Here is a 25,385-nt window from a genome sequence, read left to right on the forward strand (position 1 = left end):
AGAGATGTTCCAAACACACAGATTAAGGGAGGTCACAAAAGGCTATGAAACTAAAGTATATGATGGCTCCGGTTCTGACACTGGCTTTGGCACTAACGGGGTGTGGTTCAACGAGCAAAAATGAAACCGCTAACAAACCGGAAGGGACACAAAATTCGGCACCAGCTGTAAGCAAAGCAGTGTGGTTCTCGACAGTGGATTTCTGGAATCCTCCATCCACATGGAGCACCGATCCCGGCACTGTTCAAGGTATAATCACCGAGAAGACCGGTTTAACCTTTGATTTCAACATACCGGCACAAGACGGAGAGACGAAGTTGAATTTGATGCTGGTTTCCTCAGGTGAAAACTTCCCGGATTTGCTGACCATAACAAGTGATGTACTGGGGAAAAAGCTGATTGAGGCTGATAAAGTGTGGAAACTGGATGAATTTTTGCAAAAATACGATCCGGATTCTCATCTGCTGAAGGATTTTCCGGCGGATGTGAAGCAGACGATCATTGACCGGGATGGCGGCTTCTATGCTTTCCCAAGCCATATCAACTCAGAGGATGCCAGAAAGCAATATCCTCCTTCCGGACAATTCTATATCGATACTATTGATTACGCGGATAACAATGGGATTGTGGTGAATGGCAATATTCTCAAAGAGGCAGGTTTGACCCTTGATGACATCAAGACGGAATCCGGTCTGCTTGCCGCCTATCAAAAGATTAAAGATATGAATTTGAAGGTATCCGGGGCTGCGGTGATTCCGCTTCTGGTCGATGGCAAAAGCTATCAGGAGCCTACATTCGACTTCCTGAAGAGCACCTTCGGGGCCATGCCGGTAGATCAGAATGGTAACTACAGAGACCCGCTATTGGCACCGGAAACGAAGGAGGCCTTGAGCTTCTTGTACAAGGCGATGCAGGGAGGCTATTTTGAACCTGGACAGATGACGGTGGATAATGCTGCAGTGAAGGCCGATATGGCATCGGGCAGAGTCTTTACTTTTATCGGTAATATGGCCAATACTTCCTTCCAGCTCAATAATTACTGGACATCCTCCGGTCCTATTCTTTCGGATAAGGGAGCGAAGCCTGTACTTGCGAAGAACCAGCGGGCAGGCGGTGGCTGGATGCATACCTTTGTCTCGAAATCTGCCAAAGAACCGGAGAAGCTGGCTAAATTCATAAGCTTCATGAGCAGTAAAGAAGGTATGCTTTTGCACAACTACGGGATTGAAGGTGTTCATTATAATCTGGACGATCAGGGACATGTAGTGAAGACAGAGCAGGGGCTCAAGGATGCGACCCAGTATATGACTACGGGCGTGAGTGCATTCTGGCCATTTAATAATACCTCCTTCTCCTATAGTCTAGAGTCTGCTCCGACCGAAGAAACAGACATGGCGGCTGTAACTGCCAACCGGGTTGCTTCGGCTTATGGCAAATCTGAAGAAATTCAGATCTATAATAATGCGGCACTCAGTCTGCCGCAGGATCTATTCCCTGCCGACAGTCAATTTGCCAATGATGAATTGCAGATTAAGAACTACAAAACTGCCCAGATCGCTAAAATAATCATGTCGGAAAATGATGCGAAGTTTGAGCAGCAATATAATGAAATGATCGCACAATTAAAGAAGCTTGGCATCGAGGCTTTGGATAATGAGCGGGATAAATATTTTAAAGAAAAGAGTAAGCAGTATGGAGTAGAGGTTAAAGGGATCAACTCCTGATTACCAGAGGATGAATGGTGCCAAAGCACGTGGAACAACATGATGCTTTGGCACTCTTAATGTAGAGATAGGAGGGTAAGTATGCCATCCAAGCGTAGAAAAGGATACAGGCTGGGATATGATTTCAAAACGCAGTTTGAACTCAAATTAATGCTGTTTCCAGCAGTGGTATTGATCTTTGTGTTTAACTTTACTCCGTTATTTGGTCTTCTGATGGCTTTTAAGAGCTACGAACCCGCTATGGGCATCAAGGGAATCTTTACAAGTGACTGGAATCATTTTCAGCATTTCACCAGGGTGTTTCATAATTTTCAATTCTGGCCGATGGTACGGAACACTTTAGGGATCAACCTGCTAAGCGGTTTAATAGGAATACCGGTAACGCTCTTTTTTGCCCTGATTCTCAATGAAATACAGTCTCCCAAGTTCAAATCCTTAGTGCAGACCATAACCTACTTACCCCATTTTCTCTCCTGGGTTATTTTTGGCGGACTTTTTATTACACTGCTGAATACTGACGGTATAGTTAACTACTTGCTGCTGGAGTTCCATCTTATTGACAAACCGCTGCAGTTTTTGGCGGAACCGAAATACTTCTGGGGCATAGCCATTGGAACCGGACTGCTGAAGGATCTCGGCTGGGGTGCCATTCTGTATCTTGCGGCCATTGCCGGTGTCGACCAGAGTCTATATGAATCGGCTGCCATCGACGGAGCGGGCCGTTTGAAAAGAATGCTGCATATTACGATTCCCGGAATCATGCCTACGTTGATGGTTTTGGTCATATTTGCCGTAAGCGGTATGCTAAACAACAATTTCACCCAGATTTATGTTTTACAGAATACATTGAATCTACCGGCAAGCCAGGTTATAGATACTTATGTTTATCAAACGGGAATGCTGCAATTCCAATTTGCCTCGGCGACGGCAATAGGGTTGATGAAGACTGTGTTTGCCCTGTTGCTTCTGGTTGGTGCAAATACTGTCTCCAATAAATTGACTAAGACAGGTTTGTTTTAAGGAGGACGTTGTATGGTTGGAGGGAAAAGTTTAGGAGAACGTACGTTTAATTTGTCTACAATCATCATTATGGTGATTCTTATGGCTGTAACTATCTACCCGTTCTGGTTCTCCCTCATCAGTTCCCTGAACAGTGGAGAGGATCTGCTTCGCGGTCCAATCTTCTTATGGCCGAGAGAATGGACATGGGCCAGCTGGGAAAAGGTGTTGATTGATCCGGGAATCCTTCAGGCAGCTTGGATTACGGCGTCGCGGACGATTATTGTTACGGTTGTATCCATGCTCTATACATCGATGTTCGCGTATGCATTCTCCAGGTCTTATCTAAAAGGGAAACAGTTCTACGTGGTGATTGGCTTTGCCAGCATGTATTTCAGTGGCGGATTGATTCCATCCTTTATGCTGATGAACTGGCTGGGCTTATACGATCATTACCTCGTCTACATTTTGCCGAGTATTTTTGGAGGCTTCTATAACGTCATCATCTTTAATGCGAATTACAAGGGCATCCCGGACTCTTTATTTGAGTCGGCGAAGATGGATGGAGCCAGTGAGTTCAGAATCTTTTTCCGGATTGTCTTACCGCTATCGAAACCGGTCATGGCAGCACTGTCCGTATTTACAGCAGTGAATATATGGAATGATTACGGTACAACACTTTATTTCACACAATCCAACCATTTGCAGACTTTACAGTATGTCATCCTCAGATTAATTCAGTCGAATCGCGCGGTTGAGAACATGATGAATACGGTGGACGGCTCCAACCTTGCGGTAGCACAATTACTGAATAATACCGGAGGACAAGGCTTGGTCACGGCTCATACCATTGAGCTTGCCGCTATGGTCATTGCGTCCATTCCGATGATCATCTTATATCCGTTCGCGCAGCGCTTTTTCATTAAAGGAGTGTTGTTGGGATCAGTTAAAGGATGAATGGATATTGACTGGATCAGACAACAAGTAGGGTGCAGGAGCGCTCTTCTTGTTCTTGGGGGAGGTTCTTATGGATACACTAGCTTTTTTGCCAGGCAAGCAAGCTTTACATGCTTATCTGTTTGCCCATTTCATTGGAGAACAAGAGGACGGTGAGCAGATCTACTTTGCGGTTAGCCAGGACGGTCTGCATTGGCAGGATTTAAACCACAAACAACCCGTACTGTACTCTACCGTTGGAGAACGGGGGGTACGGGACCCATTTTTACTTCGGAGTGGGGACGGCAGCTGCTTTTATTTGTTAGCAACCGATCTTAGCATTTATCACCGGGGAGGGTGGACAGATTCGAATGCAACGGTTACTGGAAGCCGCTCTATTATAGTCTGGGAATCCCCGGATTTAGTGAAATGGTCGGAGCCCCGGAGGGTGGAGGTTGCTCCCAAGGAAGCCGGCTGCGCCTGGGCTCCAGAAGCGATCTATGATGAGGAAGCAGAGGATTATCTGGTGTTTTGGGCTTCCAGCAGAGAGGCTGCTGACGGTATGGGCAGGGGGCTGCATATTTACGCCAGCAAAACACAAGATTTCCGCACGTTCACGGAGGCAGAGCTGTTTATCACCCGGGGGGAACATCAGACTGTTATCGATACGACAATCATCAGAGCCGAGGGCAGATATTACCGTGCTTCTGGGGATGGTCATATCACGATTGAGTCGAGCGATCATCTTTTGGGAGAATGGAAGATCATCTCAACTTTGGAGTCACTAGGGCTTGGTTTGACCGGCAAAGATGTGGAAGGACCGGAGTTCTTCAAGTTCAACCACGATGAGCAATGGGGGCTGCTTGTAGATCAATACGCCACAGAACAGGGCTATCTGCCGATTCTTACATCGAATATCGGTGACACTACCGGAGACTGCTGGCGCATACCTGCACCGGAAGAGTATTCCTTCGGCCAGCTGAAGAAACGGCATGGCACAATTCTGCCCATTACCCAATCGGAGTACGAGGCAATATTGGACAGGTGGGGGAAAGAGTTCCCTCCTGTCCGTTCTGTGAAATCATGAATCCATCCTAGTGAAAGGCGGCTATCTGCTATGAATCATCCTCACATTCGAAATTGGGGTTTCAGCGACACTCCCTTATTGCTGCCCTACTATCTGCCTCCCGGCACGGTGCTTCCCTCCACCATTAGCGGACAAGCTGTGGAATGGAAGTCTTCGCAGCCGGATGTATGGGCCGGGCCGGGGAGACTCGTCTCACCTGTAGATGAGCTGGGTCCGGAAATACAGCTGACCGCAGTTACATTGAAGGAGTCTTACACTTACAAGGTGCGCATGCTGGGAGAACGCAGTTGCTGGCTGGCCGGTTACACACGTGAGCCGGATGAGAATGCCAATGTATACAGCCTTTTTGTTGCGAATAGCCTTCATCTGGCGCTTGACATGACAGGGGAAGGCTATGAAGCTCTTAACGATAACTATGGCGTACTATTCGCCAAAGCCGATTATTATCATTCAGTACAGGGGGAAACCAGGCTCCTAGGTATGCCGCGGTGCTTCCGGCTTACCGATGGGGGTTTTGGAATTTTAGCGACTCCGCTTAATCATGAAGGGAAGGGAGATCGGCCAGGAGAGCTGCTCTACTTTGAAACCAAAGACTTCGTTCATTATAAAGAGAAGGAACACATAGTTTTAAGCTCCAAGGTTATCCTGGATTATTCTTGTGAACTGGATGCTGCTACTAGGTTATACCGGATTGGATGGAAAGATGAAGGCGGCGAATCTTATTTTGGAATGACGAAGGATTTTATCACCCTAGTTGATTGTCAGCCGGGAGAGGGGTTTCCGGTTCAACTCCAAGAACTGAGTATGAAGGGTGCGCTAACAGGACAACGGATTGCACTGACTCGATCAGAAGCGACCTATCTAAAAAACAAGCTGGGACGGGTATGCAATGTATCGGTGAGTGTGCCGGTTATTGAATTGCAGGCGGGAGATCCGCTGCCGGACCATTGGCGTGTGACAACCGTATATTCCGATGGCAGTGTCAATGAGAAGCGGCTCATCATTGATCCTGCTGCACTTGCCACCGTAAATTTGTCACAGCCCGGTACTTACAAGCTGGATGGAGAAGTGCTTCGTCACCGCTTCCCGTACCCCATGATGATGACACGGCCAGATCCGCAGATCATCAGGCTGAATAACCGGTATTACTTCATTTCTACGGATGATGACGGACAGCGAAGAATCTATATCCGCTCCGCAGACACCCTTGAAGGGCTTCAGGATGGACAGGCTGCAGAAACTCTATTATGGGATGGAACCCTTCCAGACGGCGAGCGGAGAGGGGAACACTGGGCGCCAGAATTGCATCTTATTCATGGAAGATTGTATTGTTTTTTGGCGATAAGTGTCAATAACAGCTGGACAGGTGTTCAGGCGCATGTAGCGGTGCTTACCGGGAATGATCCGCTAAACAGAGACCATTGGGAGACACCGTTACGAGTGCTGGACCGACATGGAAAGGTATTAGGTGATTTGGCGGAACGGGAACGCAACATTAATCTGGACATGACTTATTTTGAATATGGCGGACAATCTTATGTATGCTGGTCGCAGCCGAAGTGGCACAAGGAAGTTCAAGAGCTGGCCTCTCTGTATATCGCCACAGTGGACCCGGACATGCCATGGCGGTTGACCAGTGATCCCGTGAAAATATGTCAAAATGAATATGGCTGGGATCGTAACGGTAAGGTAGCCTCTGGTGTAGCGGAAGGGCCCTATGTGCTGAAACACGAGGATGCCGTATATATGGTATATTCCGGATCAAGTGTAGGGCCTACCTATACGGTCGGCATGCTGGAACTAATAAAGGCTGGCGATCCGCTGAATCCGGCAGCCTGGCGCAAATCCAATTATCCATGGATGCATTCGCTGAGCCACCCGGGCCAGTATGGCCCCGGGCATAATTCGTTCGTGCAGGACGAGGATGGTAATTGGTTCAACGTGTACCATGCTTGTGAGGTTAACGGCGGGTTCCGGCATGCAAGCATACGTCCTGTACATTTCCGCTCTGACGGTTCACCGGTGCTTGATATGACAGAAGAAGAGGAATTGCTTCCGGAGTATGAACGGTTAACCATAATTGTTGTTGTACAGTAACACGGGATGATGACAGACCCACAAGGAGAGTGAAAATAAAGCTTATATTGGTACTTCGCTCTTAAACGCCAAAAAATCGCGGCCCCAAAGCCGCGAATCTTAATTAGTTATGGTCGAGACGACAGGATTCGAACCTGCGGCCTCTTACTCCCGAAGCAAGCGCTCTACCAAGCTGAGCTACGTCTCGACGCTATGAATAATTAAATTATACGCCTGTGTGTAAGCGCTGTAAATAACCTTTTTCATAGCGATTATGGGCTTCTGTTGCGGCAAATTACGGCCTGTGATTGACAGATATCCACCCGCTGGCTATACTTGAAATGTTAAAAAGCAAATCGGACAAAGCGTTGATGAAAACAAGTACGCCGGAGAATGCTTCATCAGAGAACAGGTTCCTTTGCGGATGGTCCGCATCGGGTGTGAGAACCTGGGAGACAGACCGGCCGAAAGCTGATTTCGGAGTGCGGGGACAATCCCGCCGGGGGCACCCGTTAACAGCCGCACAAGGCGATCGTCTGCAGTTGTCCGTGTACACGGATTAAGGCGATAACCAGGGTGGTACCGCGATAATCATCGTCCCTGAATTTCATTCAGGGGCGTTTTTTGTTTTTGATTTTTCGTGTAACGGTTACGGCAAGAATGTGTTTTCCGGCCAGCGTGCCGCATTTTAATGAAGAGACGGGAGCTGTACATGATGAAAGCAAGTGAAATCCGTTCCAAATGGCTGCAGTTTTTTGAGAGCAAGAACCACCGTATTGAGCCGAGCGCCTCGCTCGTGCCCCACAATGACCCTTCGCTGCTGTGGATTAACGCAGGTATGGCGCCGCTGAAGGCGTACTTCGACGGCCGGGAGATTCCGGAGAATCCCCGCCTGACGAACTCGCAGAAATGTATCCGCACCAATGATATTGAGAATGTGGGCAAGACGCGCCGCCACCATACCTTCTTTGAGATGCTGGGCAACTTCTCCATCGGCGATTATTTCAAGGAAGAGGCCATCACCTGGGCTTGGGAATTCCTGACCGGCAAGGAGTGGATCGGCTTCGACGGCGACCGGATCTCCGTTACCGTGTATGCTGAGGACGAAGAAGCGTTCAAGCTGTGGAATGAGAAGGTCGGCCTGCCCGCAGAACGCATCATCAAGCTGGGCGACGAGAACTTCTGGGATATCGGCGAAGGCCCGTGCGGCCCGTGCTCGGAGATTTTCTATGACCGTGGTGAAGCATACGGCAGTGATATGAGTGATCCGGAGATGTATCCGGGCGGTGAGAATGAACGCTGGCTGGAGGTCTGGAACCTCGTATTCTCGCAGTTCAACCATAATAAGGACGGCAGCTATACGCCGCTTCCCAACAAGAATATTGATACCGGCGCAGGCCTGGAGCGCTTCGCTTCCATTCTGCAGGATGTGGACTCCAACTTCGATACCGATCTGTTCCAGCCGATTATCCAGAAGACCGCCGGGCTTGCCGGTGTAACCTACAAGGATAATGTTGAACAGGATATCGCGCTAAAAGTCATTGCTGACCATGTACGTACCGTTACATTTGCTGTGGGGGACGGCGTGCTTCCTTCCAATGAAGGACGCGGCTATATTATCCGCCGTCTGCTCCGCCGCGCCGTACGCTACGGCAAGACGCTGGGACTGGACCGTCCGTTCCTGCATGAGCTGACTGAGACCGTTGGAGAGATTATGGGAGTCTATTATCCTTCCGTGGTCGAGAACCGCGATTATATCGCCAAAATCATCCGTCTGGAAGAGGAGCGCTTCCACGAGACGCTGTCCGATGGTCTGGCGATCCTCGGGGAGATCAGCGCCAAAGCCAAAGCGGACGGCCTGAGCACCATTGCCGGTGCCGATGCATTCAAGCTCTATGACACGTATGGCTTCCCGTTTGACCTGACTGAGGACTTTGCATCCGAGCAGGGGCTTGCCGTTGACCGCGCCGGCTTCGATGCCGCGATGCAGGAGCAGCGTGACCGGGCGAGAGCTGCCCGTCAGGACAGCGCCAGCATGAAGATTCAGGGCGGTGCCCTGGCCGAGCTGACGGTTAAAAGTGAATTTGTTGGATATAATGACACGGTAACAGAGTCCAAGGTGCTGGCAATTGTGGTAGACGGTGCGCTTCAGGATACAGTAAGCGAAGGCGCTGAGTGCCAGGTCATCCTGGAGTCAACACCGTTCTATGCAGAGAGCGGCGGCCAAGTCAGCGACACCGGCGTTCTGACCGGCGGATCGGTGACAGCTAAGGTAACTGGGCTATTCAAAGCACCGCACGGACAGCATGTTCATCTGGTTACGGTGGAAGCAGGCGATCTGAAGGTAGGCGATACCGTCCGTGCCGAAGTGAACCGGGCGGAGCGCGAGGATATCGTGAAGAACCACACGGCCACTCACTTGCTGCACAAGGCGCTTAAGGAAGTGCTCGGCAGCCATGTCAATCAGGCAGGCTCTTTAGTAGAAGGCTCACGCCTGCGGTTCGACTTCTCGCATTTTGGAGCCATCACTCCAGAGGAACTCAGCGATATCGAGCAGCGCGTGAACGCCCAGATCTGGCGCAGCCTTCCTGTAGTCATTGAGAATAAGCCGATAGATGAAGCCAAAGCCATGGGAGCGATGGCCCTCTTCGGAGAGAAATACGGCAATGTTGTCCGTGTCGTTCAAGTCGGCGACTACAGCCTGGAGCTGTGCGGCGGATGCCATGTGTCTAATACAGCGCAGATCGGAATCTTCAAGCTGCTCAGCGAGAGCGGCATCGGTTCCGGGGTGCGCCGGATTGAAGCTGTGACTGGCCGTTATGCCTATCAGTTCACGGAGAGTCAGCTGGACCTGCTGAAGCAATCGGCAGCCCTGCTGAAATCGTCGCTGACCGATGTGCCGAAGCGGATCGAGGCGCTGCATGCCCAGGTACGCGAGCTGGGCCGTGAGAATGAATCGCTTCAGTCCAAGCTGAGCGCAACCTTCGCAGCAGAGCTGACCAGCAGTGTAGTCACAGTAGGCGGAGGAACGCAGCTTCTTGCGGTCTCTGTGCAAGCCGGCAATATCGATGCTTTGCGCTCGACAGCGGACGAACTGAAGTCCAAGCTCCCGGAGGCCATATTGGTGCTCGGTGCTGCAATGGAGGACAAGGTGAACTTCGTGGTCGCCGTGCCTCAGGAGCTGGTGAAGAAGGGCTTCCACGCCGGCAAGCTGGTGAAAGAGATCGCTGCCGTCTGCGGCGGCGGCGGCGGCGGACGTCCGGATATGGCGCAGGCCGGAGGCAAGGACGCTTCCAAGCTGGGCGAAGCCCTGAAGAAGGCAGAGGAACTGGTAGCCGCACAGGCTTAAGCAGTATGCAGTGATTCTTGTCTGTAAGAAACTGTGGATTTCTATCAAGGGTTGGGAAGCAGCGGTACTGAGGGCATTTCCTCGGTGCCGCTGCTTTATTCACACAATGTATATTTTTTGGGGTTATTCATTATTGACCCAGGGCTTGCAATAGCTTAAAACCCAAAAAAACATCTGGTTTTGTAGACAAAATGCCAAAAAAAGCGCTTTAACCATGGCAGGATTTCCTCGTTGGGGCATGAATATGTTATGATGAGGGCAGCAAGTGAGCTGTACAGCAGCAACTTTGCGAAGCCGCCCGAATCAGGGTGATTTTGCAGAAGGAAGGTGTCACCACATGGACTCCATGGACAAAACGGTCAAATTCAATGTGAAGGGCGACGAAAAGGAAGCCTCTCCCCAGGAAATACTGCTCGCCGTGTACGACGCGCTGGTGGAGAAAGAATATCATCCGATCAATCAGATCGTAGGATATCTTCTTTCAGGAGATCCGGCTTACATTCCACGCCACAACAATGCGAGAAGTTTGGTCCGGAGGAAAGAGCGTGATGAGCTGATCGAAGAACTGGTCCGTTTCTATCTGGCCAATCATCGGGTGGACCAGCCCAAATGATGAAGAAGCTGGGACTGGATTACGGCGACCGCAGAATCGGTGTCGCCACAAGCGATATTTTCGGATGGACAGCACAATCTCTGGAGACTATTGAGCGGCGCGGAAACGGCAATGAATTCGAACGTATCCGTGAACTGGTCAAGGAGTACGAAATCGGCGAGATTGTTGTCGGGCTGCCGAAGAACATGAACGGCTCCGTAGGACCCCGTGGTGAAATTTGCATCGAATTCGCAGATAAGCTTCGGGAGCAACTCGATTTACCCGTACACCTTTGGGATGAGCGTCTGACGACGGTATCTGCTGAGCGGGTGCTGATAGACGGGGACGTCAGCCGGAAGAAACGCAAGGGGCTGGTGGACAAAATGGCCGCAGCGCTGATTTTGCAAAATTTTTTGGATGCTAACAGTAAAAGGTGAGGGGTGTGCGGATATGACAAACGAACAGATCGGCCAAGAAGAGGAACCGGAAATTATCTATATTCCCGATGAGGAAGGTAATGAAGAGGAATTTGAGGTCATCATGAAGTTTGAAGTGGACGGATCGGATGCCAAGTATATGATGGTGGTTCCGCTTGATTCCGAGGATGAGGAGACAGATGAGGTCTACGCGTTCCGTTACGAGGAAGACGGCGACGATCTGCAGCTCTTCATGATTGAGAACGACGAGGAGTGGGCCATCGTAGAGGAGACCTTCAATACCTTGGTTGACGAGCTTGATGGAGGAGCAGAGAATGACTGAGTTTTCCGCTGATCAGGCGGTATGGACTTCTAAGCTCAAGGAAGTATATGGAGAAACAGTAGAACTGGAGGATGAGCAGGGCAAGTCTTCCGTTTACGATATTATTGCAGAATTTGCTGTGGGTGACCGTGCTTATGCCGTTCTGGCCGGATCGGGAAGAGCTGCGGAGCAGGAAATTCTGCGCATCGTAGTTTCTCCGGACGGACTTCCGGAACTGGAGAGCATTATGGACGATGAAGAGTGGGAGGATATTTCCGAGCTGTACGATGAGCTCACCTTCCCTGCGGATAGCGAGTAGGCGTCTGTAGCAACTTCATGTATGGCAGATACGGAAGAGGGCGGAAATTTTCCGCGCTCTTTTTGCTTATGAGGAGCGAAAGGATCTTTCCGTTTGCCTGAAAAAAGCTTATGCTATAAAAATAGGTTGAATTTTGGACAATACAATTTTATACTTTATAGTCGGAAAGTGAGGCGTAACATTTGAAAGCCGTGATCCGCACTGTGCTTATCTTAATTCTGGTCCTGGCAGCAGCTGCAGGAGGAGGAGCATGGTACATCTGGAATGGAATGCAGCCGGTCAAGCCCGCAGGGCCGGCCGTAACGGTTACGATAGAGAAGGGTATGGGAAGCTCGCAAATCGCCGACCTGCTTGAGCAAGAGGGCATTATCAAGCACAGCCTGTTCTTCAAAGGCTATCTGAAATGGGTCCAGGAAGGCTCCAGCTTCAAGGCCGGCACGTATCAGGTAAGCCCCGGCGACTCCTACGATACGCTGATAAGCCGGTTGAATGCCGGAGATGTTGTGAAGGAAGCTACCGTTACTTTTACAATTCCTGAAGGGTATACTGCGGTCCAGGTGGCAGAGAAGCTGGCCGCTGCATGGAATCAGAAGCCGGAGGTCTTCCTTGCGCTGATTGATTCCGGTAAGGGCATGGAAGCCGTAAGCAAGCTTGAGATTCCGGACAATCCGCTGCTGCGCCACCGGCTGGAGGGGTACCTTTTCCCGGAGACCTATGAACTGGCTAAGGACAGCACCCCGCAGGAAGTCATCGGGGCGATGCTGGAGCAGCTGGTGAAGAAGCTGGATACGATTCCAGAGTGGAAGGCCAAGCTGGCGAACCGCGGGCTCTCCCTGCATGAGCTGCTGACCGTAGCTTCACTGGTGGAGCGTGAGGTGGTAGTAGACAAGGAACGTCCGCTGGTGGCCGGTATTATCTATAATAGACTGGATAAAGGGCAGAAGCTGGAGATCGACGCTACCGTCCAGTACTTACTGGACAAGCAGAAAGAGCGGTTGTATGAGAAGGATTTGAAGGTAGATAGTCCTTATAATACGTATAAGCAGGCAGGCTTGCCGCCTGGACCGATCAGCAGCCCCGGGCTGGCGTCGATTGAAGCAGCTATGACGCCGGAGGTCTCGGATTATTTCTTCTATGTCACTAAGAAGGACGGCTCACAGGGGCATTTATTTGCCAGAACCTACAAGGAACATTTAGCCAATATTCAAAAAAGTAAACAAAATCCGTAAGAACCCGCTACAATAGTAAGGATGAGCAACGCACAGGAGGTAACACAATGAATAACACACCGGAGCTGCTGGCGACAGCGGCTTCTCTGGAAGAAGCTGCAGCGCTGCTGGATGCAGGAGCGAGTGCGCTGCTGGTCGGCGATGACCGCTTTGGTATGCGTCTTGCCGGACATTTTACACTTGAAGATACGGCCGCAGTAGTTAAACTGGCACATGCCCGGGGCGGTAAGGTATATGTAAGCATCAATGGATTGATTCCAAATACCATGCTGGAGGAGCTTCCGGCTTATGTGAAGGCGATCGGCGAGCTGGGTGTGGATGGGGTAGAGTTCGGTGATCCCGCCGTACTGGCGGCCGTCAAAGCCGAAGCGCCGGGAATGAAGCTGCACTGGAATGCGGAAATGACCTCGACCAACTATGCTACAGCCAATTACTGGGGCCGCAAGGGAGCCACGCGGGTCGTTCTGGCACGCGAGCTGAATATGGATGAGATGACCGAGATGGTCCCTCATCTGGAAGTGGAAGCCCAGGTTCAGGTACATGGCATGACGAATATCTATCATTCCAAGCGCAAGCTGGTTGCAAGCTATATGTCCCACCAGGGCCGTCCAAGCGATGGCGGAAGCCTGGGCAAGGAGCGCGGGCTGTTCCTGATTGAAGCGGAGCGTCCGAATGAGAAGTTCCCGATCTATGAAGACGAGAACGGTACGCATATTATGAGCTCGGATGATATTTGCATTCTGGAGGATCTTCATTTCTTGTTAAAAGCTGGCGTACACAGCCTGAAGATCGAGGGTCTGCTGAAGCCGGTGGCTTATAATGTGGCTGTCGTCAAGGCTTACCGTCACGCCATGGACGTCTACGCCGCTGATCCGGCTGAATATGCATTCGAGGAGTCTTGGCTGGAGGAGGTCCGGGCCTTGCAGGACCCTGAGCGTGAACTGTCGTTCGGCTTCTTCTATAAAGAGCAGGTATATTAATATAAAAAAATCTTTGCTGTTCTAAAAGAGAACTTAAAGCTTTACCTTAAAGATGAAGTAACGGAGGGAAGGTTTGGAACTGTAGGAGCGGTAGCGTCCGCCTTTGTCTCCGGATGTTATCCGCTCAGCGGAGTAATCAAAAAACATCTGGAGACAACAGCGGCCGGAAGTCCAAACGCTTTCCGCAGTTACGTGCTATCTGATAGGAAGTTTTAGGTGGGTTTTTGACAGCAAAGACAACGAAAGGAGAACAGGAATGGGAACCATGACCAAGCCCCAGTTCAAGGGCAAGCGTTACCGTCTGGACAGACCGGAGCTCCTGGCTCCGGCAGGAAACTTAGAGAAATTGAAATTCGCCGTGCATTATGGCGCGGATGCAGTCTATATCGGAGGACAAAAGTACGGCCTGCGCTCAGGCGCAGATAATTTTACCTTCGAGGAAATGCGCGAGGGCGTTGAATTTGCCAAGAAATATGGTGCCAAAGTATTCGTAGCCACCAATATCTATGCTCACAATGAAGATGTCGCGGGGATTGAAGAATACCTGCGTAATTTATATGAGGCCGGAATTGCAGCGATTATCGTAGCCGATCCGGTGATTGTCGATACTGCCCTGCGCCTGGTGCCGGGTCTTGAGGTGCACCTAAGCACCCAGCAGTCCACGCTCAACTGGCAGGCAGTGTCCTATTGGAAGGAGGAAGGTCTGCCGCGCGTAGTATTAGGCCGGGAGACCAGCCTGGAGGAGATCGCCGAGATCAAGCAGCATGTGGATATTGAGATCGAGAGCTTCATCCATGGTGCGATGTGCTCCTCGTACTCCGGACGCTGTGTGTTATCCAACCACTTCACCGACCGTGACTCCAACCGCGGGGGCTGCTGCCAATCCTGCCGCTGGAAGTATGATCTGTTCGAAGATGCCCGTCCCGAAGGGAACTGGGTATCCGAAGAGGAGCAAGCTGAGGCACCTCAGGCCTTGCAGCCCGGAATTACCCAGCTGCCGCTGCATCAGCCCGAGGACAACCCGTTCACTATGGGATCGAAAGACCTGTGTATGCTGGAGAGTATTCCCGACCTGATTGAAGCCGGGATCGACAGCTTCAAGATTGAGGGCCGGATGAAATCGATTCACTATGTGGCGACCGTAGTGAATGCCTACCGCAAAGCCATAGATGCTTACATGGCCGACCCGGAAGGGTATGTACTGAAGCCCGAATGGCTGGAGGAGCTGCAGAAGGCGGCTAACCGTCCGCTGAATACCGGCTTCTTCTACGACACACCGGACCATGAGGACCATATCTATGAACCGGAAGAGAAGGCGGCTCCGTATGATTTCGCGGGACTGGTGCTGGAGTATGACGCAGAGAGCGGGATGGCGCTCGTTCAGCAGCGCAATAACTTCAAGCCGGGACAGGAAGTTGAATTCTTCGGCCCGGATGACACCTTCTTCAAGCAGACCGTTGGAGAGCTGTGGGATGAGGCTGGCAATCCGCTGGATGTGGCCCGTCACCCGCTTCAGCGTGTACGGATGAAGGTAGATCAGCCTGTTGCTTATTTCGATATGATGCGCAAGCGAAAATAATAGCTTTACAAACTAAGGGATGCCCGTTTACACAAGGGCATCCCTTTTTTTTTGCATGCTAAAAAAGGAGGTGTTTTAGGGCCCCCGCCAAGTACCTGAGTAAACATCGATGCTATAGCTCCACTTTGTGGGGTTATTATATGCCAAATTGCTTATGCAATTCGACAAAAATATATGAGTATTGAAGCAATTTGCAAATAATGCTAAGAAAAATGAGACTTTGTGCCGATATATAGGGCAGGTAACGCTTACATATATCTTCCAATCTAAGCGATAGGCAGGTGATGGTTATGGGAGCTCCCAATCCGGACAACAAGACAGATAAAACGAAGGAGAGTAGGGTAAAAGTGGCGAAAAACAGTAAAAAGCCAAAGAGCACACAAAAGGCTAAGGCCCAGAAGACAGAAGCATCACAGATAACAAGCAACACGGCAGAGAAGAGAAATTACAAGACAGTATTGAACGGCTCGCTACGCCAGGTGAAAAGGGTGAACCCGACCAAATCCGTAGGGGTGAAGCTGTTCCTGATCTTCTTATCTTCTATCGTGGTGGTGGTCCTGTTCTTAGGACTTCTGTCTTACAACAAAGCGAAGAATACAATTAAAGATAATGTGTCTGAAGCGAACCGGCAGACGATTATTCAGACCTCAGAGAAGCTGGACATTACCTTGAAGCAGTATGAGAGTCTCGCACTTCAGTTATATTTTGATACACAGATGCAGGCGAATCTGACAGAGCTGTCTTCGGCGAAGAGCAGCTATGATAAGTTCGTGGCTACGGATGCGATCAGCAAGAAGCTGTCCAGCCAGACTACAACAGATGCCAATATCGTCGCCATATCACTTATTCCGGAGGACCCTGAGATGGGGATCGTCTCCAGCGGAAGCACCGGTCTCGCAGGTGATGATGTGAGAGCACAGGAATGGTACAAGACCGTGGTCAAGAATTCAAGCTCTTATGAGCCTTATTATACGGCAGAAGCCAAATCCGCCCAGAACTACTGGTTCCCTACAGCCGTTGAAGGCAGCGGCGGCAAGAATCTGGCCATGGTCAGAACGCTTAAGAATCTGGGCTCCAATGCCTCATATGTAGTCATGCTGGAGCTGAAGAGCACCCTCCTGGAAGAAGCCTTCAAGAGCGTAGAGCTTGGCGATGGCTCGCGGATTCAACTCGTTGCCCCGGATGGAACGGTAGTAGCTTCCTCGCAGCCTGAAGAGGACGGCAAAGCCACCGTACTGAATTTCATCAAGGACAGCAAGGTGAACAATGAAAGCACGGAAGCGAAGGATGAGAACGGCCAGGATATCCTTGCTGTATACAACCCGATGCAGAAGGCAGACTGGAAGCTTGCCGGTGTAGTTCCTACCGGAGAACTGGTTCAAGCTGCCACGCCGATTCTGTTTACCACCTTCCTTGCTGCCGGAGCGGCAGCTCTGCTTGCTATGGTTGTCGGCTTCTGGATGGTCCAGATGATCGCCAAGCCGCTGGCACGCTTGAAGGACCTGATGCTGGAGGGAGCCGAAGGCAACCTGAGTGTCCGCACGCAGTATGTCTCGAAGGATGAGATCGGCCAGCTGTCGGCCTCCTTCAATATGATGATGGGTAAGATTACGGAGCTGGTAGCCCAGACTACAGATACAGCCCGCGAAGTCCTTGAGACTGCGGGTGAGCTGGGGGATGCCTCGCGCAAGACGGCGATCTCCGCCAAGGAGATTGCTGCGGCCACGGAAGAGATTGCCGGTGGTGCCGGAAGTCTGGCCCAGGAAGCCGAGCGCGGCAATGAGCTGACTGACCTGATTGCTACGCAGATGCAGAGTGTTATTGCAGCCAACTCTGAGATGGATCAGGCAGCCCGTGGAGTTGGGGAAGCCAGCGGACAGGGTGCTGTACAGCTGGAAGAGCTGCTTGATCAGACCGGACGCACAGGTGAAATGACCTCTGCTCTGGTGGATAGAGTCAATAACCTCAAGGAAACGGTATATTCCGTAATCAAGGTGCTGGATGTGATGAAGAATATTACCCAGCAGACGAACATTCTGTCTCTGAATGCAACGATTGAAGCAGCGAGAGCAGGCGAAGCCGGCCGTGGCTTCATGGTAGTCGCAGGGGAGGTCCGGCAGCTTGCCGACCAATCCAAGCAATCCATTGCTCTGGTCGCCGGAATTACAGATAAGATCGTAGCTGAGATGGATGAGACGGTTGCTGTCCTGTCTGAAGTGGCTCCGCTGTTCAAGCAGCAGATGGTGTCCGTGAAGAGTACCAGTGAGATCTTCGTGTCCGTGAAGGGTCAGATGGAAGACTTCATTATGAGTCTGGAGTCTGTAACAGGGGCCATCGACAGTCTGAACCATTCACAGGGTGTGCTGTCCGATGCTATGGGGAATGTGAGTGCGGTAGCGCAGCAATCCTCGGCAACCTCTGAAGAGGTTGCATCCCTCAGCAGTGAGCAGCAGAATGTCAGTGACCATCTGGTAGCCTTGTCGAACAAGCTGCAAGGGGCTTCCACCCAGCTGGAGAGCAAGCTGTCGCTGTTTACGATCAAATAAACATCAGAACCGTTCCGGATCTGAAGCAGGGGCGTCACGCAAGCCGATATTTGGCTGCGTGACGCCCTTTTCAACAGATAAGAATTTATATGTTTTGGGGTTTTGGCATAGTTGGCCTTGCAGGGTTATAGGTCCTTGTACATCCTTAAGCGAATGCGTATAATGGTTTTGTTAGGGTTTTGTTATTGTTGTTTGCTGGATTAGTTATGTAATTTGAACCTGGGAGAAGGCCGAATGAGAGCAGCACGCAATCACAACTGGTGGTCTTATATCGAGGACATGTCCATGGAGCGCAAGCTGTTCCTGGTATTTCTGGTCATTATTACGCTCCCGCTGTCCTTCATCAGTGTGATCAGCTTCAAGAGCTATTCCGAATCCATACAGGCGAATACGATCGCCTATTCCGAGAAGCTGATTGATCAAATGATGGATTCCATCGATGATTACATAGAAGATATGAAACGGATTTCTTCCATGCCCGCTTACGTCAATGAGATTAAGCAGAACCTGATCCGCTCGAACCGCTATTATGAGCAAAAGCAGATGATGGAAGGCAAGCAGGACACGGCTCAGGTGGCTCCCGGTGATTTGGATCTCCTGCTGTCCATTCAGCGCGGCATCGAAGAGAATATATCATTTATTAACAATATTAAGCGGGGAACCAATTCGGTCTATATTTTTGATGCCTACGGGAATGGTTATTATTCTGCCAAGGATGGAGGAGTCCGGCTGGATCTTCAGCAGAGCTACAGGTTCTGGAGCGAGCAGGTAAAGGGCTCCGGCGGAGAAGCGACCCTGTTGGGAACACAGGCATATACAAGCAATTTGCAGAGTACCCGATATGCCTTTACGGTGGTGCGTCCCATTCTGGACGGGCTATGGAAGCCAGCCGGCCTTATCGCAGTGGAGGCTAACTTCAGTAATCTGGAGAATCAGGTGGCAGAGCTGGACAAGGTGACCCGGGGGAAATCTATCCTTGTGGATCAAGCGGGCAAAGTCATCTATGACAGTGAGCAGAAGCTGCTGACTGCGGATATTTCCCGGTCCTCCTTATTCCGTGCTGCGGAAGGGAGCTCCGGGAGCTTTTATGACACCGTATCCGGCAAAGACCGGCTTAATATTTATTCAAGCTCAACCAAGACGAATTGGAAGGTGATTATTTCCATACCGGTGGACGAATTGACCCGTGGAGTGAAGCTGACCCGCAATGCAACTATAGGCGCTACTCTAATCATCATTGTGCTGGCCCTGATCATCTCGCTCATTCTGTCGTTTGCCCTGACCAAGCCGCTAACCCAGATGATCCAGCTTATGAAAAAGGTACAGAACGGCGACCTTGATGTGACCTTCCGCATTAAACGCCGTGACGAGATTGGTCTCCTGGGGCATCAATTCAACCGGATGCTGGCCCGTATTCGTCAATTGATTCAGGATATTTACCAGATTGAGGAACAGAAGAAGGAGGCGGAGCTCCAGGCGCTTCAGAGCCAGATCAATCCGCATTTTATCTATAACACGCTTGAAACCATCCGGATGACCGCAGAGATTAATGATGATGTGGAAGCCGCTGACATGATCTCCATTCTGGGGAAGCTGCTCCGCTACAGCACCAGTGACTTGACCGGTTGGGCAACGATGAAGCAGGAGCTGCTGTATGTGCGTAACTACGTGGAGCTGCTGGGCAGCCGGTATCCTGGCAGATTTGAGCTGACGATTGATGTTCCAGAGGCGCTTGACAGCTATTCCATGATTAAGCTGGTGTTTCAGCCGATTATTGAGAATGCTGCTTATCACGGGCTGGATGATACCAAGTCCCGGATGCAGCTGAGCATCAAGTGTGAGTATACAGAGCAGAAGCTTCTGTTCCATATCCGTGATAACGGCTGCGGAATGGATCAGGTTACACTAGATAAGCTAAGGGAGCGGCTCCGGCACGAGCTCCCCCCGAAGAAGAGCATTAATGGAGGGATTGGCATGGCCAATGTACACCAGCGCCTTCAGCTTCATTACGGTCCGGCCTATGGGATTGAGGTGTTCAGCAAGCCGGGCGAGGGGACGGATGTAATCTTGTCATTACCGCTGCCGGGGCTTGCCGCCGGGAATGGAAGGGAAGATCCTTTTAAGGGGGAATGAGCTTGAGATGGAGGATTGTACGCTTTCCGGTGTATGCTGTACTGCTGCTAATGCTGCTTCTGCTGGCAAGCGGCTGTAGCAGCTGGAGCAGTAGAGGGCCGGCATCGGTCCCGGCGGCTTCTGCCGGAGAGGAAGCGGCTTCCGGGCTGTCCGGGACCATTGTGATGCTGACGAACCGGATTGACCTGATTGAGAATGGGACCTTCAGGGACTACGCGGATGATTTCAGGAAGCGGTATCCTGAGGCGCATGTGGAATTCGAGGGGCTGTCTAACTATGCCACGGATATCCTGGTCCGCTTGTCCACCAAGGATACAGGGGATGTGCTGTTGCTGCCGGTCAATCTGCCTGCGAAGGAGCTGGAGCTTTTCTTCGAGCCTTTGAGCGGGGAGCTGGCGGCGCAGGAGCGATTCACGACCTTTGCAACCTTTGGCGGCAAGCGATACGGTCTGTCTACAGGTACGACTACGAGCGGAATCGTCTACAACAAAAAGGCTTTTGAGCAGGCGGGAATTGAGCAGGTACCGCAGACGCTGGATGAGTTATACGCGGCCTGTGCCAAGCTGAAGCAGGCGGGCATTATCCCGCTGTATATGAATTACGGGGCAGTCTGGCCGCTGCGGGAGTGGGGCAATAACCTGGTTAATTATATGACGGGTAACCCTGATTATTTGAATGATATGGTCCATGAGGACAGCCCTTGGCAGATCGGTAACGAATGGGGGCAGGCTCTGGGAATTGCCAGGACGATGCTGGCCAAGGGCTATGTCGAGGAACAGCTATTCTCCAACAGCTGGGAGATCTCCAAAGCCAGGCTGGCCAAAGGAGAAGCGGGCATGTATCTCCAGGGGAACTGGACCATCCGGCAGATTATGGATGCAGGTGCTTCACTGGAGGATATCGGCTTCTTTCCTTTTCCCTATGATAATCACCAGGTCCACTATGCTGCGCTGAATCCCGACTGGTTCATGGGGGTTAGCAGGTACAGCCGCAATAAAGAGCTTGCGATGGCTTGGCTGGAGTATTTCATTACAGAAACGTCGTATGCGAAAGATTGGGGATTTCTTCCGGCGAAGGGTTCGGACGAACCCGCTTTACAGCAATACAGCGAGTTCCTCTCCTATCACCCAAAGCTGGTTGAGGCTACGGTGCAGACGGATGCTTTCATTGATCTGGCGAACCGGACGAAGCTGAGCTTCTGGTCGGGCGATTATATTCAGGATGTGCTCGCGGCACCGGATCTGCAGAAGTCCTTTGACCAGTTGAATGCGAAATGGAAGGAAGCGCGCATGAGTCAGCAGTCTGTCCCGTAACCGCTGGGGTCTGCGCAGTAAGCAAGATCAAATTCTGGAGGTAGTGTTGTGGCCAAAAAAGTAACGATGCAAAAAATAGCCGATCATCTTGGGGTCTCCAAGTTCGTCGTATCCAAATCGCTCTCCGGCAAGGAGGGGGTCAATGAGACCACCCGTGAGCGGGTGATTCAAGCCGCCTCTCAGCTTGGATATTTCACCCAAAAAAACGCCTATGTGCAAAGTCCCAAGCGTCGTTCTCTGTCTGGAGAGCAAGACCGCAATAAGCAGTCCGTGCTGGTGCTGATGCCCAATATCCGCTCTCAGACCCAGGATTCACTATATTGGGGCAAAATCGTAGATGGCATTGCGCTGGCGCTGGATCAGGAGGGGCTGGGCATGGTGATCATCTCAGAGCACCGGGCCGATAATTTCGTAAATGTCCTTAATCCGGACGGCCTGCTCGGTCTGATCGGAGTTGGGCAGATCTCCACCTCACTGCTGCTAGAAGTGCATCGGATCGGGCTTCCGCTGGTCATGATCGACCATGAGGATGCTTTAATTCCGTGTGATACGGTATTTGCGAATAACATCGATTCGATGACCCGGCTCGTCAATCATCTGATTGGCACCGGACATACGTTATTTCACTTTGTCGGCAGTATCCGTTACTCCCGCAGCTTCCGTGACCGCTGGATCGGGTTCCGCAGCGCGCTGGAGGAGAGTCAGCTGAAGCCCCCGGCTATCGATGATGAGCTGCTGCTGGAAGGGATGTATGACGAAGCGCTCCGTGAAGAATTCAGACGCTGGGTCGCCGCACGACAAGAGTCGGATACCTTGCCTACTGCGCTCGTATGCGCGAACGACTTCACCGCTCTTGCTGTTAGCGAAGTGTTGCGGGAAGCCGGGCTTGCTATTCCCGCTGATATTTCGGTTACAGGCTTTGACAATATCGAGGATTCCCTGCGGGGGGTTACTCCGCTTACAACCGTGCATGTTCCTAAGGAGGCTATGGGCCGGGCAGCTGTAGAGAAGCTGCTGAACCGTATCCAGAATCCCGCTGTGCCGCTGGAGAAAATTCTGATCTCCGCAGATATCGTCCACCGGGACTCTGTGGGAAATCCCCGGGCTAGAAGCAGCAAAATAACCCCACAAAGTGGAGCTTTAGCTTAAATATAAGAATTTATATGTTGCACACGATAACTTATCCTTCTATTTCTCGCTAAAACGGTACCGTCCTCTAAAAGGACGGTACCGTTTCCGCTTGTTTGCGTTATTTCAATTGCAGGTTCCGTTCGATCAAAGCGATACGCTGCTGTACGCAAGCGTAGGAACGAAGCGGATCTTCAGGAGTATTCACGACATAATCCAGCAGTTGATCTATGGTAGTGGTGGCTACATGGATGCGGGTATCGGAGGAAGCGTAATAGATGAAGACCTCGCCGTTATCACGGGCGATTATACCGTTGCAGAAGACAACGTTAGATACGTCACCGACGCGTTCTTCGCCGTCCGGAGCAATGAAATGCCCGCCTGGGGCATGAGTTACGCGGTTAGGCTCTGCAAGATCAGACAAGAAGGCATACAGCACATAGCGCAGTCCGGCAGCGGTGCCCCGGACACCATGGGCGATGTGCAGCCAGCCGAGTGGAGTTCTGACCGGGGCCGGGCCTTGACCGTTCTTCACTTCTTTGATGGTATGGTAGTAGCGCTGGTCTATAATCGTCTCACGGGTGATAACGGCGTTCTCAATCTCCTCCGCTAAGCCCCAGCCGATGCCGCCGCCGGAACCGGCGTCGATGAACCCGTCCTGCGGGCGCGTGTAGAAGGCATACTTGCCGTCAACGAACTCTGGATGCAGGACCACGTTGCGCTGCTGGGCGGAGCCGGTCTTGAGATCGGCGAGACGCTCCCAGGTCTTGAGATCCTTGGTGCGGGCAATGCCGCATTGGGCAACCGCGCTGGACAAATCGCCAGGAGGAGCGTCCGGGTCCTTGCGTTCCGTACAGAACAGGCCGTAAATCCATCCGTCTTCATGCTTCACCAGGCGCATATCGTAGACGTTAATATCCGGGTCTGCGGTCTCGGGAAGCACTACCGGGTGATCCCAGAAGCGGAAGCCGTCCACCCCGCTGCTGCTCTCGGCAACAGCGAAGAAGGATTTGCGGTCATGGCCTTCCACACGGGCAATGATGTAGAATTTGCCGTTCAGCTCAATGGCGCCGGGATTGAATACGCCGTTCACTCCGATTCTCTCTGCGAAATAAGGGTTGCTCTCTTCATTGAAGTCGTAACGCCAGATCAGGGGGGCGTGCTCCGCAGTGAGCAGGGGATACTTGTAGCGGTCATAAATACCGTTGCCGTAAGGCAGCTTCTCATTGGTGCGGCCGATGAGAGCTTCATAGCGCTGCGTCAACGCCTGCTTCCGTTGTTCAAAGATTGTGCTCATTAAATAATCTCCTCTACATGTAATGGTTCGCCAAGCCGTCTAATCATCTCGAAGCAGGCCCGGCTGTTATGATAGGGACATTTCCAGGCGCTCACCTTGGGAGTATGAGCCAGCGGCTGCAGGGATTCATCTACACCCCAGTGCCATTCGCCCAGCTTATGATCAATAATATATTTCTCTGTGAAGCTCCATGAGTTCTCAGCGGCTTCCAGGAACCGCGAATCTCCGGTTAACTGATACGCATTGTAGAATCCGACCATGGCTTCAGCCTGCGGCCACCAGTCCCTGGACTCATGGGCTTTATCGATGAAGCCGCTACGATCGGCCTCATTCCAGATTCCGCCATCCACTTCAATCCCCTCTGCCAGCGCAGCTTCGGCCATCGACAGGGATGCCTTGCGCACACGCCCAAGCAGCTCCTCGTCCCCGAGAGTCTCCGCAGCTTCATAGAGCAGCCAGCTTCCTTCTATGTCGTGGCCGAAGGAGATAAGCTCTGACTTCACCCGCCACTCTTCATCCATGAACAGATGGAAGTGCTTGCCGTCCGAATCCAGAATATGCTCCAGCATGGTTTCGATCAGCTCAGCTAGCTTGTTACGAAGAAGGTCTGACTTCCACACCCGGTACAAGCCGGTGTACCCTTCCAGTACATGCAGATGCGTATTCATGGATTTCTTCTCATTCATATCCTTCGAACTGAGGCTTAGGGAGTCGGTCATCTCCCACTCCCGTGACAAGGCTTCGATATACCCTGTGTGAAGAGGGTCATAACCGTACTTCTCAATCAAATGGAACAATTGGGTTGCTTGGCGCAGGACGTCTTTCCGGCCGGTGGCATGATGGTACTCAGCCAAGGCATAGATGACAAAAGCGAGTCCGTAGATTTGCTTCTTAGGCTGGGAAGCAGCGCCGTGCTCATCCACCATCCAGAAGAATCCGCCAAATTCGGGATCTGTGAAATACTGAATGAGATAATCATAGGCGCGTTCCGCCATAGTCAAATATTCTGCCGTTCCATAGATTCTGTAAGCACTTGCAAATGTCCAGAGAATCCGTGCATTCAGTACAAGGCTTTTGTCTGCACCGGGTATCACCTGCAGCTGGTTGTTCATCTCACCGATAAAGCCGCCATGAGTTTCGTCGATGGTCTGCTTCATCCAGAAGCCGAGAATGTTGTCTAACAGCTCAGCTTCCAGCCGGGTGCGCCACACTTCGGTTGCATTGTTCATCCTGTTCTGTTCACTCCTTAATATTGCTTGCTGGTATGGGAGTTGTCTTTTTTATAATTGTTATTATTATGTTAGTGTATAATAATAACTATATATAACCATGTTATAACCCTTTTCGGGCTGGAATTCAA

Annotated in this window: 19 protein-coding genes and 1 tRNA gene; 17 read left to right on the top strand and 3 right to left on the bottom strand. The window is 51.3% G+C overall.

Going from position 1 to position 25,385, the window contains the following annotated elements; translation table 11 throughout:
* The first annotated feature begins 44 nt into the window (after positions 1-44).
* The 5 genes from NST69_RS06895 to NST69_RS06915 all read left to right on the top strand — a co-directional run bounded on the left by NST69_RS06895 (position 45) and on the right by NST69_RS06915 (position 6,843).
* Positions 45-1,724, top strand: a complete 1,680-nt coding sequence (locus NST69_RS06895) for a hypothetical protein (RefSeq protein ID WP_340954972.1) — start codon at positions 45-47, stop codon at positions 1,722-1,724.
* 81 nt (positions 1,725-1,805) lie between these two features.
* The gene (locus tag NST69_RS06900) at positions 1,806-2,744 is read left to right on the top strand and encodes an ABC transporter permease subunit (RefSeq protein ID WP_036722608.1); all 939 of its coding nucleotides are present in this window, start codon (positions 1,806-1,808) and stop codon (positions 2,742-2,744) included.
* Between the two features lie 12 nt (positions 2,745-2,756).
* On the top strand, positions 2,757-3,680 hold the full coding sequence (locus NST69_RS06905; protein WP_036722606.1) for a carbohydrate ABC transporter permease: 924 nt from the start codon (positions 2,757-2,759) through the stop codon (positions 3,678-3,680).
* Between the two features lie 70 nt (positions 3,681-3,750).
* Positions 3,751-4,746 (top strand): glycoside hydrolase family 43 protein, encoded by a 996-nt coding sequence (locus NST69_RS06910; RefSeq protein WP_342548853.1) that lies wholly within the window; start codon positions 3,751-3,753, stop codon positions 4,744-4,746.
* Positions 4,747-4,776: 30 nt separating this feature from the next.
* A complete protein-coding gene (locus NST69_RS06915) occupies positions 4,777-6,843 on the top strand; it encodes a family 43 glycosylhydrolase (protein WP_342548854.1) in 2,067 nt (688 codons plus the stop codon).
* Between the two features lie 110 nt (positions 6,844-6,953).
* Here the strand turns inward: NST69_RS06915 and NST69_RS06920 are convergent.
* Positions 6,954-7,030, bottom strand: a tRNA-Pro gene (locus tag NST69_RS06920).
* A gap of 507 nt (positions 7,031-7,537) precedes the next feature.
* On the opposite strand from NST69_RS06920, the gene alaS reads away from it, so the two are divergent.
* The 12 genes from alaS to NST69_RS06980 all read left to right on the top strand — a co-directional run bounded on the left by alaS (position 7,538) and on the right by NST69_RS06980 (position 22,749).
* Positions 7,538-10,171: an alanine--tRNA ligase gene (alaS, locus tag NST69_RS06925; RefSeq protein ID WP_340958121.1), complete on the top strand. Its 2,634-nt coding sequence runs from the start codon at positions 7,538-7,540 to the stop codon at positions 10,169-10,171.
* A gap of 337 nt (positions 10,172-10,508) precedes the next feature.
* A complete protein-coding gene (locus NST69_RS06930) occupies positions 10,509-10,784 on the top strand; it encodes an IreB family regulatory phosphoprotein (RefSeq protein WP_036696603.1) in 276 nt (91 codons plus the stop codon).
* On the top strand, positions 10,784-11,200 hold the full coding sequence (gene ruvX, locus NST69_RS06935; RefSeq protein ID WP_200869510.1) for a Holliday junction resolvase RuvX: 417 nt from the start codon (positions 10,784-10,786) through the stop codon (positions 11,198-11,200). Before NST69_RS06930 ends, ruvX begins: the two co-directional genes overlap by 1 nt.
* A gap of 13 nt (positions 11,201-11,213) precedes the next feature.
* Positions 11,214-11,522 (top strand): DUF1292 domain-containing protein, encoded by a 309-nt coding sequence (locus NST69_RS06940; protein WP_036696606.1) that lies wholly within the window; start codon positions 11,214-11,216, stop codon positions 11,520-11,522.
* On the top strand, positions 11,515-11,820 hold the full coding sequence (locus tag NST69_RS06945; protein WP_036722601.1) for a DUF1292 domain-containing protein: 306 nt from the start codon (positions 11,515-11,517) through the stop codon (positions 11,818-11,820). The genes NST69_RS06940 and NST69_RS06945 overlap by 8 nt, the downstream gene beginning before the upstream one ends.
* A gap of 182 nt (positions 11,821-12,002) precedes the next feature.
* Complete coding sequence (gene mltG / locus NST69_RS06950) at positions 12,003-13,049, top strand: endolytic transglycosylase MltG (protein WP_200869505.1); 1,047 nt, start codon at positions 12,003-12,005, stop codon at positions 13,047-13,049.
* Between the two features lie 47 nt (positions 13,050-13,096).
* On the top strand, positions 13,097-14,029 hold the full coding sequence (locus NST69_RS06955) for a peptidase U32 family protein (RefSeq protein ID WP_076079661.1): 933 nt from the start codon (positions 13,097-13,099) through the stop codon (positions 14,027-14,029).
* A gap of 256 nt (positions 14,030-14,285) precedes the next feature.
* Positions 14,286-15,608, top strand: coding sequence for a U32 family peptidase (locus NST69_RS06960; RefSeq protein ID WP_036722597.1), 1,323 nt, complete (start codon positions 14,286-14,288; stop codon positions 15,606-15,608).
* A 347-nt stretch (positions 15,609-15,955) separates the two neighbouring features.
* Positions 15,956-18,154, top strand: coding sequence for a methyl-accepting chemotaxis protein (locus NST69_RS06965; RefSeq protein WP_340954966.1), 2,199 nt, complete (start codon positions 15,956-15,958; stop codon positions 18,152-18,154).
* 234 nt (positions 18,155-18,388) lie between these two features.
* The gene (locus NST69_RS06970) at positions 18,389-20,287 is read left to right on the top strand and encodes a sensor histidine kinase (protein ID WP_340978990.1); all 1,899 of its coding nucleotides are present in this window, start codon (positions 18,389-18,391) and stop codon (positions 20,285-20,287) included.
* A 2-nt stretch (positions 20,288-20,289) separates the two neighbouring features.
* Complete coding sequence (locus NST69_RS06975; RefSeq protein WP_342548855.1) at positions 20,290-21,600, top strand: ABC transporter substrate-binding protein; 1,311 nt, start codon at positions 20,290-20,292, stop codon at positions 21,598-21,600.
* A gap of 48 nt (positions 21,601-21,648) precedes the next feature.
* Entirely contained in the window at positions 21,649-22,749 is a 1,101-nt protein-coding gene (locus NST69_RS06980) for a LacI family DNA-binding transcriptional regulator (RefSeq protein ID WP_340978992.1), read from the top strand.
* 100 nt (positions 22,750-22,849) lie between these two features.
* Here NST69_RS06980 and NST69_RS06985 read toward each other — a convergent pair whose 3' ends face one another.
* Together NST69_RS06985 and NST69_RS06990 are read right to left on the bottom strand one after the other, a co-directional pair.
* The gene (locus tag NST69_RS06985; RefSeq protein WP_340978993.1) at positions 22,850-24,025 is read right to left on the bottom strand and encodes a glycosidase; all 1,176 of its coding nucleotides are present in this window, start codon (positions 24,023-24,025) and stop codon (positions 22,850-22,852) included.
* Positions 24,025-25,254, bottom strand: a complete 1,230-nt coding sequence (locus NST69_RS06990) for an AGE family epimerase/isomerase (RefSeq protein WP_340978994.1) — start codon at positions 25,252-25,254, stop codon at positions 24,025-24,027. The genes NST69_RS06985 and NST69_RS06990 overlap by 1 nt, the downstream gene beginning before the upstream one ends.
* Positions 25,255-25,385: the final 131 nt, after the last annotated feature.

The organism is Paenibacillus sp. FSL P2-0089, from assembly GCF_038595095.1.
GTDB classification, from domain to species: domain Bacteria; phylum Bacillota; class Bacilli; order Paenibacillales; family Paenibacillaceae; genus Paenibacillus_AQ; species Paenibacillus_AQ silagei.